Below are 14,694 nucleotides of genomic sequence, written 5' to 3' on the forward strand. Positions count from 1 at the left end.
CTATACGAGTTCATAAAAAGCCCAGTCATTAGACTTTCCGTTAAGCTGCTTACGTTTCCGTCGTCCGGGCGCGACTCCTGCGGGAAAAGGAAGGGCTCGTCCCTTCCGTCAGGAACAGGCGAGACCCGATCGGCTAAAAGCCGATCGCGGCTTGCGTTCCGCCCGAGGAAAGCGCGCCAGCGGACGATCGGAAACGATATTCTATCTTCTTAGAGAGTAGTAAGACCTAAGGTCTATGCTTGCTATACGATTTCACAAAAAAAGCCCACTCTCGTGGACTTTCGTTCAAACTTCTTATAATTCAAGCACATGGAACTGATAACCGCGTCCGACAACGAACCCGGCATCTTTATAGAGATCCAGTGCCCGTGCGTTATCCGTCTCGACATCGAGTTCAAGCTGCGTCCGACCTGTCCGGAACATCGCTTGGACCATCAGTTTCAACATTTTCTTCCCGTATCCATTGCCCTGCGCTTCCGGACGAACGGCGAACGCATGGATGCTCGCTTGTGTCTCGGATGCTAAATATGCACGGACGACACCGACCGGCTGACCGTTCGCGACACCGACATACGTGACGCGATCCTCTGTCTCAATCGCTTGATAAATCGCTTCTGCCTCGTCCGCTGTATTTCCGAACGACTGTCCGAGCGTCTCGACGATGAACGGACGGTCCGATGCCGTCGCTTCGCGTAATTCGAAATCAGGGTCTGCTTTTAAGAACAATTGCGCTTTTTTCAGCACCATATTGTATTCCGTCATCCGGTATTCTGCCCCAAGCTTGCCCAAGACCGCTTTACCGGATTGACTTGCATCATCAATGACGAACGTAAAGGCTTCCGCGCCCGTTTCGCGCGCTACGCCAGCCGCCGTTTCGACGAGCGATTTAAAAATCCCTTGCTGCCGGTAATCAGGATCAACAAAGACGTTGACTTCCCATTCTGTCGGTAGATACGCGAAGGCTTGCAGGTAGCCTATCAATTTTGAGCCGTCGTAGACAGCAAAATCATTCTCGCCGACATAATCTGCCGCCACCTTCAATTCAATTCCATCATGATCGTTGACACATTTCTCAAGTTGCAAGACATCTGTCGTTTGTAAGACTTTCGTTACTGTAAATTCCATCTCTCTTCACCTCAACCTTTACTATAGCGAACCACTAAAAGAAGCACTAGCAAAAGCTAATGCTTACTGCAGTTTAAATGTTTTCATCATCCGCGGAACGTGATATGTGATCAAGCGTTCGATTGTTTTGTTCCCGACCGCACCTTTAACGGCTTCCGTCGGTTGAACATAGTAGTACGTTTTATTGCCCTTCGTCCCAAGATACGTGCCATACCCGACTTGACGGTCGAACTGTTTTTTCGACAGTTTCTTCGGTTCATAGTTCAAGTTGACGAGCAACTGATCTTTTCCCTTCACCTTATAGTAGAGCGAAAATGTTCCACTCCGCGTGACGGTACCGTACTTTGATTTGACTGTTTTATTTTTAATGAGCGCGACTTTATCTTGCGCGATCGCTTTCTTCAGCGTCTCTGTCGCCTTGACCGAATAACCAAGCTGTTTGTTTTGAACCATCCCTTTTTGATAAGAGACGTTCGTCGCCCCAAAGGCTGTCACCGGAATCAGACATGCCCCGATTAATAGTCCTGTCATTGCGATTCGTTTCACGCTGATTCCTCCTTTATGTATGCGATAATAATAAAATTCCCTTTCGTACAATAGGTAAACCTTATTCTCGAAAAAGATTTGACGGAATTGTCTAAATTTCTTACGATAAGAGTAACGAAACGAAATGGGGTTAAAAGGATGGCTGAACAAGAACAATTAACACAAGAACAGCTCGATAATCTGCTCAAGAACTCATTTGCGATGCAGGTACCAATCCTCGAGAAGTTCATGAAAGATACACATGACCGCTACGCACTTGCAACGACTTCTTTCAAACGGGATATGGACGCGATGAAAGAATCGGAATGGCACCAATTTTTCGCTGGCAAATTGTTACCGCACTTCTTCCTCGAGCATCTTGGATTCGGCGCTTCGTTCCGCTTCAACGGACACGATAAAGAAGTCGACCTCCCGGAAAACGTCGTCCCGGTCCGTAATGATGCAGATGACCAAATCGCGAAAGTCGTCCTCGGCGTCGAAAAAGCGATGAAAGACATGCACATCAAAAACCACAGCCTCGTCGCGAAATTTTACCAAGAGACACTCGAACTCGCTTGCCAAATGGGCAGCCGCGTCGGCATGAGTGATGAATTCTATACACTCGTCAAACCAAGTCTCGTCCACGAAAACGAATCAAAATAAGCACCGACAGCCCCGCTCCTCTCGACGAGGAACGGGGCTTTTTCTCATTATAAACGAATAAAGAAACACGCTCCGCCTTGCGGATTCGTTCGAACGCCATAGACCAGTTCATGGCTGTCGAGAATCAAGCGGCTAATCGCAAGCCCGAGCCCGTGCCCGGAACTGCCGTCTTGTTTGACGTACAAATCCCAAATCGTCGACCGGTCGGACTCCGGGACACCACGCCCCGCGTCCTCGACCGTCAATTCAGTCTCCGTCAGCCGTATGATGACCCGGCTATCAGGCGGAGCAGCAGCGTGGGCATTCATCAGGAAGTTGACGAGGACCCGTTCGAACATCTGCCTGTCAACACGACGCGTGACGGACACAGCTTCAGCGACGAGTTCCACTCCATCCTTCGCAAACGTCGCCTGCAACCGTCCGACTGTATCGAACACCAGATCGTCTAGTCGCGTCTCAATCCGCTTTAGCGGCATCATCCCTCCGGCAAGCTTCGAGTAGACGAGCGTCTCATCAATCAATAGGCCGAGGCGATCCGTCTCCTCGATGATGCTGTAAGTGACATCCGGTAGTTCGTCTAGCGGAATCACTCCTGCTGCGAGCGCCTCCGTTTCGTTGCGGATGATTGCGAGCGGCGTCCGTAAATCATGGGTGATACCGGCGATAAATGACTTTTGCAGCGTTTCTTTTTGGAGGAGTTGTTCCTGCATCTCATCGACGGCAGCAATCAACTCACCGACTTCATCATTCGGTCGTTCGGGTAGCGGGACGCTTTTTTTCCCCGCTCCGATTTGCTGGGCGACGGACCGTAAGTTGACGATCGGCCGCGTGAACTGTCGTCCCATATAATAAGCAAGCCCTGTCGCAAGCAACAAGGTCACGAGGAGCGCGACACCAATCGCCAAGTAGACACCGTTCAACGCACTACTCGCGAGCGGTGCATTCCGAATCGTCGTGATGACCGTGTCCCCTTCTTTCAACTGATAGGTCAACAAACGTTGATTCTGAACATCAATCACGTCTTGTTGCTGCAACTTCTCAAGCGCCGGTAAGTTGACCGGTTGCGGTCCTCGTCCACCGAGGCGTTGCGTTTGTCCGTCGATCGTGATGAAACCTTGAATGTCACGGGGAAGCGGTTGATTGCCGTCGATCGCTTCTTGAATGATATTTGCTTCACGTGCGAGTTGACTGTAGCGTTCGTCTTCCGCAAACCGATTGACGAGCACCGCCGTCAAAATAAAACTCAAGCTACCCATGACGAGGAGCGGTGCGACGACCGCCAGTAAAAACTTCCGCATCAATCTACTCATTCCATCGCCTCCAGTCGATATCCGACCCGGTGGACCGTCTTTAACTGTTGTTTGATCGTCGGTAACTTATCACGCAATTGTTTGACGTGCGTATCGACGGTCCGGGTATCGCCACCGAACGTATATCCCCAGACATCATCCAGGATTTGATCGCGACTGAGTGCTTCACCGATATGTTCGACGAAGTACGTCAACAGCTCAAACTCCATCTTCGCTAGACTGAGCGACTGCTCGCCGTTTTTGACGAGACGCGCTTTCGGATCCAACGTTAAGTCACCCAACCGGAAGGCGGTATCTTTCGGACGCTGGTTCAGCGCCCGCTCGAGCCGGATCGTCAGTTCTTTCAAGACGACGGGTTTGACGAGGTAATCGTCTGCTCCGAGCTCAAGTCCGAATACACGGTCATCCGCTTCACCACGCGACGTCATCATGAAGACGACGGGTGGCGTAGCGACCGCTTTAATCGACGGGACGAGCGACCAGCCGTCCCCGTCCGGGAGTCGAACATCGACGAGGACCGCGTCAAACGTCGTTTCGCGTAAGGCGTCCTTCGCTTGTCCGAGCGACATCGCGAGTGTCACTTCATATCCGTGGTGCCGTAAAAAGCGTTCTGTCACATGCGCTAACTTTACTTCATCTTCAATTAATAAAATATTCATCGTTATCCCTCCACATGCTTAGTGTACCGCCTTTTCCAACCGATTTGCTTTTCTTGGCAATTTCTTTGCAACTTCCTCACAACTTCGTTTTCAATCCACGCTAACATACAAGGTGAAAGGAGTGATCAACCATGAAATTCAAAAAACAATGGATCACCGCACTTACAATCAGCGCATTAACAGTAGGAGGAGCTTCTGCTCTCGCTGCAACAAATGATAGCGATGCATCGAAAACAAAATCCGAGCGTCATCACTTCGAAGGTATGAAAAAAATGGACGTTACAATCCTCTTAGATAAACTCGGCATCACAGAAGACGAGGCACAAACAGTACGGGAAGCGAAGACATCGATCGCTGAGCTCGCAGAAGAAAAAGGTATCTCGTTCGCCGACTACAAAGCGGCTGAACTTGCAGCAACAAAAGAACAACTTGCTAGTCTTGTCGCGTCAGGGGATCTTACGAAAACACAATCCGCTAATATGTTAGAACGTCAAACGGAGCGCTTCAGCAAAGTCTCGAGCTATGACGAATTGAAAGAACAACAACCTAAAGGTCAACGTCACGGTGACAAGGGTGGGGTCTTTAATAAAGAACTCGTCGCAGATGTCCTTGCCGCACTTAACTTAAATCAAGAGGACTTCGATGCTGCGAACCAATCCCTCGCCGCGTTCGCAAAAGCCCAATCAATCCAGTTCGCCGACTACAAAAAAGCGGTCATCGCTTCACAATCAGAACAACTTGACCAATTCGTCAAAGACGGTAAGATGACGGAAAAACAGGCGACGTCGATTAAAGAACGGATGACGGAAGAGTTCTCAGACATGACGAGTTATGACGAGTTGCCGGATCGGGAAAAACAAGGACAAGGCAAACGTGACGGCGGACCACGCGATGTCTTTGGTGACACGACTGCAACGGTCTTAGCGAGTCTCAAACTCGATGAAGCGAAATTCGAAGCCGCCAATCAAGCACTTCCTGAATTTGCGGAAGCGAACGATATCGCCTTCGACGACTTCGAACAAGCGGTCCTCACCGCTCAAACGGCTGCAATTGATGCGAAACTAGCAGACGGTTCCATCACAGAAAAACAAGCGACGTCGATGAAGGAACGGATGCAAGAACGTGCGGATCAGGTCTCAAGTTATGACGACCTTAAGCAAGGATCACGCGATGGTGGACAAGGTGGACGTCACCACGGAATGAACGAAAAGAATACGGATCAATCAACGGACCCGAATGCAAGCGAGACATCTGTCGATCTTGCAATCTAACTTTAGTTCCCCTACGCCAACGGATCGACATGTGCTTGCATGTGTCGATCCGTTTTTTTTAGATTCCCTTTCTTTTTTTTTTGAAAAAATAGGTCTATTCTTCGAACTTTAATTGCAATTGTTCTCACTTTAACCCTATACTAGAAAGGAGACGCGTTCTATCATGAATTACATTCTAGCGAGGAGATTTGACCATGACTTTTTTCGACGCTATGCAACGACTAAGTCGTTCATCGACATCCCCTCTGTTCATTGGTGGATTAGAACTCTTACATCCGGATAGCGCGGAATTTTTTTTCCAACAAAATGCGGATGCGATATTCTTCTTTAATCACCTCGGTGAAATCATCTATTTCAATGAACAATTACCTACGCTGCTCGGTTATTCGAGTGAAACGTTGTATGAGCACTTCGCCGTGTTTAATCCACCAGAACAAGTGGATGCGGTCACTTCATTTTTCGAGCGTGCCCTTGCTGGGGAAACCGTTCATTATACGGCGCAAGGATTGCACCATGATCAACATCGACTGACGTTAAAGATTACGAACATGCCGATTCTTCAAGACAATCAAGTCATCGGGGTATACGGGATGGCACGCGATATCACACGGGAGAAACAGCTTGAAGAGGACGTCGTCCAAATCCGTTCACAACTCGAATTGACGGAACAAGTGCCGGAACTCGTCGTCTTTCATTATGATCCGTCTTCAAAGACGATTGAACAGTCTGGCTCCTTAATGAATTACTTAGGGGTGTCTTCCGACGCATTAGGGCAAGTATCGCGCAAACAGTTACACAACCGGATTCACCCACGTGATTTCGATCCACTTCGCTTTCAAATGGAACGACTCATCGAGCGTGAGGTCGAGATGTTCGAACAAGAGGTATCTGTTTTAAATGCCGCGAACGACTATCAGTTATTGCGATTAAAAGCATTTCGACGATCGGAAAGCGACACAGTGATTGCTGTTGTCCTATATGATTTATCAGAAGTCAGTGAGGCACGCCATCAATTAACGTTCGAGCGCGATCAAACACGTGAAATCTATGAAGCACTCGATGCTGCGATTTCTCAAATTGACCTCTCGACTGGACGTCTCATATTTCACTCACGAGGATTCTTACAAATTTTTGAGGAACTGCCAGAGGATTTGTGTTTGAGTCAAGATTGGTTATTCGAGCGTATTGATGAACGCGATCACCTTGCGATGCAACAATTTATTGAGCAACTGGCCTCCGGAAAAGCTGGAACGCTCCAGTATCGCCTTTGCTTTCCCGATGGTCGCCGAAAATGGATTGAAGATCAGCAATTACCTGTCTTTCACTTCGATGGGACGATTGCTTATTCGAACAGCATCATGCACGATATCACACTTCAAAAAGACTATGAGGAACGCCTGCAACAACTGGCACTTCGTGACACCGTAACCGGTCTACCGAACCGTGTCGCGTTGACCGATACGATCAATGCCTGGATAAAAGCAGACCGCCCTTTTTCGATTTTGTCAGCCTCGTTTAATCGCATCACGGAAATCAATAATGCGTTCGGACATACTTCCGGTGATCAATGGTTACAAGCGACGAGTCGACTCTTATCAATCACTAAACCAAAAGAAGTATTCCTTGGTCACCTTGGGGGAGACGAGTACGCCATGCTCGTACCGGCCAGCTATAGTGATGACATTACTTCTTGCGTCGAAAAGTTACTTGCACTATCGACAGATCCCATCCTGATCGAACCGTATGCACTATTCGCTCGTATTTCAGCTGGTGTCAGCCGCTTTCCGGGGGACAGTCAAGATGCGATTGAACTGTTGAAACATTCTTACACTGCGTTACGCCGGTCACGACGAGAAGATCATAGTACCTATCATCACTATGCTTCAAACCTCGACATCGATTATTATCGCCGCTATCGTCTCGAGCAAGATTTACATTACGCGATTGAGCGCAAACAGTTGTTCCTTGAATACCAACCGAAAGTCGATAGTTGGACAGGAAAGATCATTGGACTTGAAGCCTTAATCCGTTGGCAACATCCGGAATGGGGACGGATTCCACCGAATGACTTTATCCCGCTCGCGGAAGAAAGTTCGCTGCATCTGGCGATTGGTGATTGGGTCGTCGAGACGGCTTGTCAGGCGATGAAGACGTGGGCCCGTGCCGGGGCGAATCTGATTCCGATTTCGGTCAATGTCTCACCAAAACGTTTCTTGATTCCCGGCTTCGAACATCAAATCGAGCAGGCGTTGTTAAAATACAACCTTTCTCCGCACTTGCTCGAGCTTGAAATCACGGAAGCCGCTTTAATCATGGATGACCCAAGTACGAATCGAATGCTGGAACACTTAAGTCACCTTGGTGTCCGGATCGCTTTAGACGACTTCGGCAAAGGTTATTCGTCAATGGTCTACTTGCAGCGTTATCCGATTAATGTCGTCAAAATCGACCGGCAGTTCGCGACGCATATCGCGGATGACGCGAAAGCACAGGCCATCGTTAAAAGTATTCTCTACATGGCATCCGTCTTTAATTTATCTGTCATCGCCGAAGGTATCGAGACGATTCGCCAGCTCGAGACGTTCCGTGCACTGAATTGTCCGAATATCCAAGGATATTTGTTCAGTCGCCCTGTTCCGACCGACGTCATGCAAAGCTTCCTGTTACGCGAAATTTTGTATCCGATCGAAGCCTGTTCGCTCGCCGGCGATAGTACCCCGAGCTTTTCTGTTGAAGGAAAAATTAAAATGCTGACGCACCATGAGACGGAGCTCGATTTTAACTACTCGGATATTCATGCGCATCAGACGGATACGCGCCACTTGTATTTTTCAACCGAGGTCCCGCTTCCACTTAATACCGCAACCTTCGAAGTTCGTTTGTCCGAAGGGATACAACTTGTCAGCTTTACACTGACCGTCATTGGTTTCGAACAAGGGCAATATATCGGAAAATATACTTCGAGTCCTGAAGCAGAACTGGTCTTACGTTTTTTCCAATCGATTCGCCCGCTCGTCTAATCATTCGCACTAAGGTTGCTCTCGCATGCCTTAGTGCTTTTTTGTTATAGTAAACACAGAAACACTTTTCAAAAAGGAGGAATTCGATGAGTGGTACGACTCAAACGAAAGCTCACCGACGAACGACGAAATGGCAACTTGTACGCCGCCTTTTGTTATTGACGATTGGGGCCATCGTCTTCGCAATCGGTCTGAAAGGATTCCTCGTTCCGAATAATATCATCGATGGCGGGATTGTCGGGATTTCTATCATCGGTTCAAAACTGACGGATACGACACTCGCATTATGGCTCTTCTTCTTAAATATCCCGTTCATCTTTTTTGGTTATAAACAGATTGGTAAGACCTTTGCCCTGTCTACGCTTTATGCAATCTTTATCATGGCGGTCGCGACGAAATTACTCGAAGGCATCGGACCGATGACGAACGTCGATCTCCTTGCGACCGTCTTCGGTGGTTTAATTCTCGGAATCGGCGTCGGTATCGTCATCCGGGCTAGTGGATCGCTCGACGGGACGGAGATTCTTGCTGTTTCCTTCAGTCGCTCGACCCCTTTTTCCGTCGGTGAAATTGTGATGTTCTTTAACGTCTTCATCCTCGGAGCAGCCGGATTCGTCTTCGGTTGGGACCGGGCGATGTACTCGCTGATTACGTATTTCATTGCCTTCAAGACAATTGATGTCGTCATTGACGGACTCGATCAATCAAAGAGTGTGTGGATCATTTCCGAGAACTACGAAGAAATCGGCCTTGCCATCATGGACCGGCTCGGTCGGAGCATGACGTACTTAAACGGGGAAGGATCCTTTTCCGGAGATGATAAGAAAGTCATTTTTTGTGTTATCAGCCGGCTCGAAGAAACGAAATTAAAAGAAATCGTCCGCGACTTCGACGAACAGGCTTTCATCGCCATCGGCAACATTCATGATGTCCACGGTGGTCGCTTCAAGAAAAAAGATATTCATTAATTCACAGTTGTTCGAGAAAGGGAGTCGCGCCGTTGTTGAAGAAACATCGCAAGAAAATCATCGGGGGATTGATCCTCGTCATCGTTCTTTTGTTGATTGCTCTCGTCGGAATTTCTGCTTATGTCGGGTCGTCCTTAACGAAACCGGAACGGGAAGCATTGACGACGAACCCTAAAAAAGCGGAAAAACTGGCTTATGAAGACGTCTCCTTCCGCTCGCTAAAAGATCGCACGCGCTTATCCGGCTGGTGGATTCCGAGTGAGGACGCGAAACTGACAATCGTCTTTGCTCACGGCTATGGGAAAAACCGGGAACAGACGGATGTCCCCATCTTCCCGCTCTTCAAAAAATTTCATGATGCCGGCTACAACGTCTTAACATTTGATTTCCGCGGGTCCGGGATCTCGGAAGGAAAACGTGTCACAGTCGGGGCGAAAGAACAAGATGACTTGCTGACAGCTGTCAGCTATGCCAAATCACGTGCGTCAGAGCCGGTTGTCCTCTATGGGATCTCAATGGGCGCTTCGACTGCCCTCGTCACGGCTCCAAAAGCAGATGTCGCTGGTGTCATCGCAGATAGTCCGTTCAGTGATTTAGAAAATTATTTAGAAACGAACCTCCCCGTCTGGAGCGGGTTACCGAACTTCCCGTTCACACCCGTCATCCTGCAAGTGACGCCTCCACTGACAGGACTGAACCCGGAACGCGTCCAACCGATTGAAGCGATTCGACGGATTGATCTTCCCATCTTGATGATTCATGGCAAGGACGATGATGCGATTCCGGTCACGGAAAGCATGCGCCTTCAAAAAGCGGCGCCACATTCTGAGCTTTATGTGACGGAAAACGGCGGACATGTCCAGTCTTATGCCCATGACCGCAAAGCCTATGAAGACAAGGTCCTATCTTATTTAGAAGACATCAAATGATTGTATTAACCTTGCCTAAAAAAGAGGATTCATACGCCGATTCAGATTGGAGTACGGTAAATATGAACACACTTTTAATTCTTTTAATGCTTATTCTTACATTCGTGATTGTCAGTCTAGGTATATTCTTTTTAAAGTTTTCCGCTACTCCCAATCCATCGACACGCGTCTCCGGATTGATTTTAGTCGGCGCCGGAGCCATCGGTTGTATCGTATACGTTGTAGCAACTCTTTAATTAAGGAACAGTCGCTGTATCTTCAATCTCTTAATCCAGAAAAAAGAGTCAATCCAAGCTGATTTTGTATCAGTAGGGTAGACTCTTTTTTGTTTGGGACGACTTCACTAAAATGATTCGAAGTAGAGAAAAACACGGCGACTACGCTCAGACCTTAGACAAATGCTTATGAAGCGTGAACATGCTATATCTAGATACGACCCGTTCGCGCTTCCCTGTCTCGCCTCGTCTTCAAAGCGACAATCTTCCGCGCCGCTACAGCAAAGCTGCAGGGTCGCGACGGATTGTGCTCTAAACCGCCTGCATGTCTGGATTTCTGTCACGGTATTACCTAAAAAGCGTCACGTTTCGTTGACTCCTACGGGAAAAAGTGCGTTTTCAACGCACTTTCAGAGGCAGGCAAGACCCTGCTCGTTGTCCGTAAGGATCAAGGAGCAACGGCTTGCGCCTCGTCCGAGGAAAGCAACGAAAAAAGAGACGCTTTCTCTCCTGATAGTTCGTTGTCTACAGTCTGAGTACGTTTTTAACGCACTTTCAAAATCAGGCAAGACCCTGCTCGTTGTCCGTTAGGACCAAGGAGCAACGGCTTGCGCCTCGTCCGAGGAAAGCAACGAAAAAAGAGACACTTTCTCTCCCGATTACACGTTGTCCACACGTTTAAACCCAGCTACTACACTGTCCAGAAACCGCGGCAGAACATTAAAGTTTCAGACTCTTGCTAACGACAAAAAACACTTACCCACATGCCTCATCCTGCCAAGCGTCGTGTGTAAGTGTTCATTCTCTTTTAATTATTTCATTATCGTTTTAAAACCGCACTTCCGACGATTTTCAAGACTTCCGGTCGACTGAGCTTCTCTTTTCCCCGAGCGAGCGCATCCAGCGTCCCATGTGCGAGGGCAAGTGGAATCTTACAAAACTCATAGATCGTCGTCTCTTTCGGAATCGACGCGAGATACAAATCCGCTTCCGCTAAATTATCTTGCGCGTACGTAAACATCGTCTCCGTCGTCCAACCGGGTGGGAAGTATCCGACACCACGTTCTGCGTCTTCTTGTTGGTTCCGTAAGATGTTAACTGCTTGGAGTCCCCGACCAAAACCAATCGCCTGTTGTTTATCCGTGACGATACCCGCTTTCCAGTACCAAATATCTGACAACATGACACCGACGAGTCCGGCAACATAATACGTGTACTCATCAAGGTCAGCTTCCGTCTCGACCGTCCAGTCACGCTCTGCCCAGACAGCCATTCCCTCTGCCATTTCTGCCGTTGATTCAAGGACTTTCGCCCGAATCCCCGTCGGACAGTAAGCAATCCATTCCGCAAGACGAAGAGTCACTTCCGGCAACTGATTCGCATACGGTGCAATCAATGCTTGATAAGCAGCTCCCGAAAACGTTCCACGCATCTGGAGTGCCGTCTCCCGAAGGAGCGTCGTCTTGACGTCTGTCGGCAAGTCTTCATGGTCCTCAATCTCATCAATCGCACGCATGCACAGATAGGCAGACCCGACTGCCTCTTGCAGTTCTTGTGATAGGCGACTGATTGGTATATAAAAGGTTCGGCTCGTCGCTTTTAGTACACGATTCGCATCTTTTTTCAGCTGCTTCGTCTCATTCATTGCTTACACTCCCTCTTTGTCTAAAAAGGTTTCTTTTCTCTACATTACTATACACGATTCGAAAGAAATGAGCATTTTTTTCGTGGAAATGAAAAAAACTTCTTTTGAACGCTTACGCACAAAAGAAGTTCACCCCATTATTCAGAACGCTGTTTTAACAACTGACTCATTAATCCTGTACTGCGAGACGCTTCCGCATTCTCATCTTGGATAGCGAGATAAATTTCTTTCCGATGGATGTCAATATGGCGTGGCGCATCGATTCCGAGTTTAATTTGGTCCCCTTCGATTGCAAGAACCGTCAACTCGATATCGTCCCCGATCTGAATCGCTTCGCCCGTTTTTCGTTTTAAGACGAGCATCAGCGACCACCTACTTCCGTTAGACTACCAATCACATGCCGGTTCGAATACGTTTCATCAAGGATGACTTGCTTCGCTTGCCGACGTTTCGTCTCCATGACGAACGGTGCGCGTAAGTTCGTCGTCGATTCCTCGAACCGCTCACGTAACGTGACCGTCGTATAGACAGCGACTTGTGCCGTATCTTGGATACCGAGTTGTTCTTTCGCTGATTCTGGTAATTCAAAGACATACTCCGGATCAATCCAAAACGGATTCGTCACGACGAATGCGCATTCTGCTTGATCAATCGATTGGAAGGACCAGAACGGAATGCCTTCTCCGAACGGTAATAAGATAAAACGACGTGCCTCTGGAAAACCGGGTACTTCGGAAGCGAACGTGATGATTTCACTTTCCTCGATTTGAACCGTTCCAAAAAAATCTGTTTCGATCTGCATGTGATTATCCTTCCCCATCGAATATGCCGCCGACTGGCCACATATCCAGTTGATTTTGTTCCCGTAGGTAAATTTCTGTCGTGCCTGGCGTGACGTTTAATTCCGGTCGATGCATCTCAACATCGATTTGCGGTTTTTGCGCCGTATAGTTGACGCGGACCTCTGCCGGTGTGTAATTGATTTTGACCCGGTCGAGACTGCGTGGCGTAAAGCCGAGTGTCGTCACCTCTGCCGGTGGTGCTTGCCGGGACGTCGCGATACGAGCGACGGCATCTCCCCGTTGCTCGATCCGCATCAACTGATCCCCTTCAGCGGCTGCCCGCCCGACTGCTTGTTGTCCCATTTGTCGTCCGTAATCAGCATAACGCTGAACGGATTCAAATGCCGGGATTCGTCCGATTTCAGTCCACGCCTGGGACGAATCAATTTCGAGTCGTGCCGCGACCGTTTCGAGCGACAGCTCGCCTTTCGGTTGCTCGATTGACAAAGAGGCTTGTTGTTGGTGTTGTTCAAGTGTCGCCCGTGTCGTATTGATACCGATTTTAGCAGACGTTTGACGCATTTCAAGATGCGGAAGGTTCATCTCCCGTCACCTCCTTAACGTAGGAAATCGAGTAGTGTCGGTTGAATGATTCGCGCCCCGGCACTGAGTGCGGCCCGGTGAAGCGTCTCGTACGATTTGAGTTCCATGATGACTTTTTCCGCTTCGATGTCCTCGTTATCCGACATGACGGACTTCGCGATGATTTCTTGATCTTCAAGGCGTGACGCATTCAGTTCAAGACGATTGACGCGTGCTCCGAGGTCCGCTCGTGTCTCGACCGTTTGATTCAGCATCGTGTCTAAATCCTTTAGCATCCCTGACAACTCGGCTCCATTGTTTGAGCTATCGACGGCTCCCGTGTCTGAGACACCACCGAGCGCATCATATAATTTTTTAAGTGTTGTAAACGTCTCTGCGCTAAACACGCTCGTCGGTGAGACGTTGACCTGGACTTCAATCCCTGACGACACTTCATAGCGGATTACTTCGCTGTCTTTACCGGCCGGGTTCCCGTCCGTAAAGACCGTATCGACAGACTTACCGGGCGTCGCTAAATACTCTTTTAGACCTTCCATCGAAACGAACGGTTGATCCGTTTTCGTTCCGTTGAAGATGACTTTTTCATTGTACTTCGTGTTGGCGAGTGTCCCGATGTGTTCAATCAGTTGCCCGACCTCACTTTGAATTGCTTTTCGTTGTGTCGCGTCATACGTATCCGTTGCTGCTTGCGTCGTCAATTCACGAACGCGACTCATCGCCGACGTCACTTCGTTCAGTGCCGAATCCGTCAAGTCCATCCAACCTGTCGCTTCGTTGACGTTCTTTTTGAACTGTTCGACTTCACGGACTTCTGTCCGGTAACGAATCCCTTGCATCGCGACGACCGGGTCTTCTGAGGGACGTTGGATTTTTTTACCGCTGATCAATTGCTCTTGTAACGTGCTTAATTTTTGGTAGCTTGACGATAAATGTCCGATATTCGTTTTCGTCAGCATCGTTTGCGTTACTCTCATTTAGT

General features: G+C 48.6%; 14 protein-coding genes. 5 read left to right on the forward strand and 9 right to left on the reverse strand.

The features are described 5' to 3' along the window. Nucleotides 1–294 precede the first annotated feature (294 nt). Together P403_RS0104960 and P403_RS0104965 are read right to left on the reverse strand one after the other, a co-directional pair. Nucleotides 295–1,125: a GNAT family N-acetyltransferase gene (locus P403_RS0104960; RefSeq protein WP_029331434.1), complete on the reverse strand. Its 831-nt coding sequence runs from the start codon at nucleotides 1,123–1,125 to the stop codon at nucleotides 295–297. Between the two features lie 63 nt (nucleotides 1,126–1,188). Then, nucleotides 1,189–1,671, reverse strand: a complete 483-nt coding sequence (locus P403_RS0104965) for a hypothetical protein (RefSeq protein WP_029331435.1) — start codon at nucleotides 1,669–1,671, stop codon at nucleotides 1,189–1,191. A 138-nt stretch (nucleotides 1,672–1,809) separates the two neighbouring features. Between P403_RS0104965 and P403_RS0104970 the strand changes: the two genes are divergently transcribed. After that, nucleotides 1,810–2,313 carry a hypothetical protein gene (locus P403_RS0104970; protein ID WP_029331436.1) on the forward strand — a complete coding sequence of 168 codons (504 nt, stop codon included), beginning with the start codon at nucleotides 1,810–1,812 and terminating at the stop codon, nucleotides 2,311–2,313. 47 nt (nucleotides 2,314–2,360) lie between these two features. Here P403_RS0104970 and P403_RS0104975 read toward each other — a convergent pair whose 3' ends face one another. Then, on the reverse strand, nucleotides 2,361–3,623 hold the full coding sequence (locus P403_RS0104975) for a HAMP domain-containing sensor histidine kinase (protein ID WP_029331437.1): 1,263 nt from the start codon (nucleotides 3,621–3,623) through the stop codon (nucleotides 2,361–2,363). Further along, entirely contained in the window at nucleotides 3,620–4,282 is a 663-nt protein-coding gene (locus P403_RS0104980; RefSeq protein ID WP_029331439.1) for a response regulator transcription factor, read from the reverse strand. The genes P403_RS0104975 and P403_RS0104980 overlap by 4 nt, the downstream gene beginning before the upstream one ends. Nucleotides 4,283–4,413: 131 nt before the next feature. Between P403_RS0104980 and P403_RS0104985 the strand changes: the two genes are divergently transcribed. From P403_RS0104985 to P403_RS0105000, 4 genes are all read left to right on the forward strand, one after another. Beyond that, on the forward strand, nucleotides 4,414–5,553 hold the full coding sequence (locus tag P403_RS0104985; protein WP_029331441.1) for a hypothetical protein: 1,140 nt from the start codon (nucleotides 4,414–4,416) through the stop codon (nucleotides 5,551–5,553). A gap of 194 nt (nucleotides 5,554–5,747) precedes the next feature. Beyond that, nucleotides 5,748–8,573, forward strand: coding sequence for a sensor domain-containing protein (locus P403_RS0104990; protein ID WP_029331443.1), 2,826 nt, complete (start codon nucleotides 5,748–5,750; stop codon nucleotides 8,571–8,573). An 86-nt stretch (nucleotides 8,574–8,659) separates the two neighbouring features. Next, complete coding sequence (locus P403_RS0104995) at nucleotides 8,660–9,541, forward strand: YitT family protein (protein ID WP_029331445.1); 882 nt, start codon at nucleotides 8,660–8,662, stop codon at nucleotides 9,539–9,541. A gap of 32 nt (nucleotides 9,542–9,573) precedes the next feature. Further along, the gene (locus tag P403_RS0105000) at nucleotides 9,574–10,470 is read left to right on the forward strand and encodes an alpha/beta hydrolase (RefSeq protein WP_034800923.1); all 897 of its coding nucleotides are present in this window, start codon (nucleotides 9,574–9,576) and stop codon (nucleotides 10,468–10,470) included. 1,035 nt (nucleotides 10,471–11,505) lie between these two features. On the opposite strand, the gene P403_RS0105010 is transcribed toward P403_RS0105000, so the two are convergent. The 5 genes from P403_RS0105010 to flgL form a co-directional block, all read right to left on the reverse strand. Continuing rightward, nucleotides 11,506–12,330, reverse strand: a complete 825-nt coding sequence (locus P403_RS0105010; RefSeq protein ID WP_029331450.1) for a squalene/phytoene synthase family protein — start codon at nucleotides 12,328–12,330, stop codon at nucleotides 11,506–11,508. A 137-nt stretch (nucleotides 12,331–12,467) separates the two neighbouring features. Beyond that, nucleotides 12,468–12,692, reverse strand: coding sequence for a carbon storage regulator CsrA (gene csrA / locus P403_RS0105015; protein WP_029331452.1), 225 nt, complete (start codon nucleotides 12,690–12,692; stop codon nucleotides 12,468–12,470). Continuing rightward, complete coding sequence (gene fliW, locus P403_RS0105020) at nucleotides 12,692–13,132, reverse strand: flagellar assembly protein FliW (RefSeq protein WP_029331454.1); 441 nt, start codon at nucleotides 13,130–13,132, stop codon at nucleotides 12,692–12,694. Before fliW ends, csrA begins: the two co-directional genes overlap by 1 nt. Before the next feature lie 4 nt (nucleotides 13,133–13,136). Beyond that, entirely contained in the window at nucleotides 13,137–13,715 is a 579-nt protein-coding gene (locus P403_RS0105025) for a DUF6470 family protein (protein WP_029331456.1), read from the reverse strand. Between the two features lie 14 nt (nucleotides 13,716–13,729). Further along, on the reverse strand, nucleotides 13,730–14,689 hold the full coding sequence (gene flgL / locus P403_RS0105030; RefSeq protein ID WP_029331458.1) for a flagellar hook-associated protein FlgL: 960 nt from the start codon (nucleotides 14,687–14,689) through the stop codon (nucleotides 13,730–13,732). Nucleotides 14,690–14,694 lie beyond the last annotated feature (5 nt).

This window comes from Exiguobacterium oxidotolerans JCM 12280, assembly GCF_000702625.1.
GTDB classification, from domain to species: Bacteria; Bacillota; Bacilli; order Exiguobacteriales; family Exiguobacteriaceae; genus Exiguobacterium_A; species Exiguobacterium_A oxidotolerans.

Excerpts from the sequence above, each read along its gene's own strand:
- P403_RS0104960 (WP_029331434.1), bottom strand. The coding sequence starts at position 1,125 with ATGGAATTTACAGTAACGAAAGTCTTACAAACGACAGATGTCTTGCAA.
- P403_RS0104970 (WP_029331436.1), top strand. The coding sequence starts at position 1,810 with ATGGCTGAACAAGAACAATTAACACAAGAACAGCTCGATAATCTGCTC.
- P403_RS0104975 (WP_029331437.1), bottom strand. The coding sequence starts at position 3,623 with ATGAGTAGATTGATGCGGAAGTTTTTACTGGCGGTCGTCGCACCGCTC.
- P403_RS0104980 (WP_029331439.1), bottom strand. The coding sequence starts at position 4,282 with ATGAATATTTTATTAATTGAAGATGAAGTAAAGTTAGCGCATGTGACA.
- P403_RS0104985 (WP_029331441.1), top strand. The coding sequence starts at position 4,414 with ATGAAATTCAAAAAACAATGGATCACCGCACTTACAATCAGCGCATTA.
- P403_RS0104990 (WP_029331443.1), top strand. The coding sequence starts at position 5,748 with ATGACTTTTTTCGACGCTATGCAACGACTAAGTCGTTCATCGACATCC.
- P403_RS0104995 (WP_029331445.1), top strand. The coding sequence starts at position 8,660 with ATGAGTGGTACGACTCAAACGAAAGCTCACCGACGAACGACGAAATGG.
- P403_RS0105010 (WP_029331450.1), bottom strand. The coding sequence starts at position 12,330 with ATGAATGAGACGAAGCAGCTGAAAAAAGATGCGAATCGTGTACTAAAA.
- csrA (WP_029331452.1), bottom strand. The coding sequence starts at position 12,692 with ATGCTCGTCTTAAAACGAAAAACGGGCGAAGCGATTCAGATCGGGGAC.
- fliW (WP_029331454.1), bottom strand. The coding sequence starts at position 13,132 with ATGCAGATCGAAACAGATTTTTTTGGAACGGTTCAAATCGAGGAAAGT.
- P403_RS0105025 (WP_029331456.1), bottom strand. The coding sequence starts at position 13,715 with ATGAACCTTCCGCATCTTGAAATGCGTCAAACGTCTGCTAAAATCGGT.
- flgL (WP_029331458.1), bottom strand. The coding sequence starts at position 14,689 with ATGAGAGTAACGCAAACGATGCTGACGAAAACGAATATCGGACATTTA.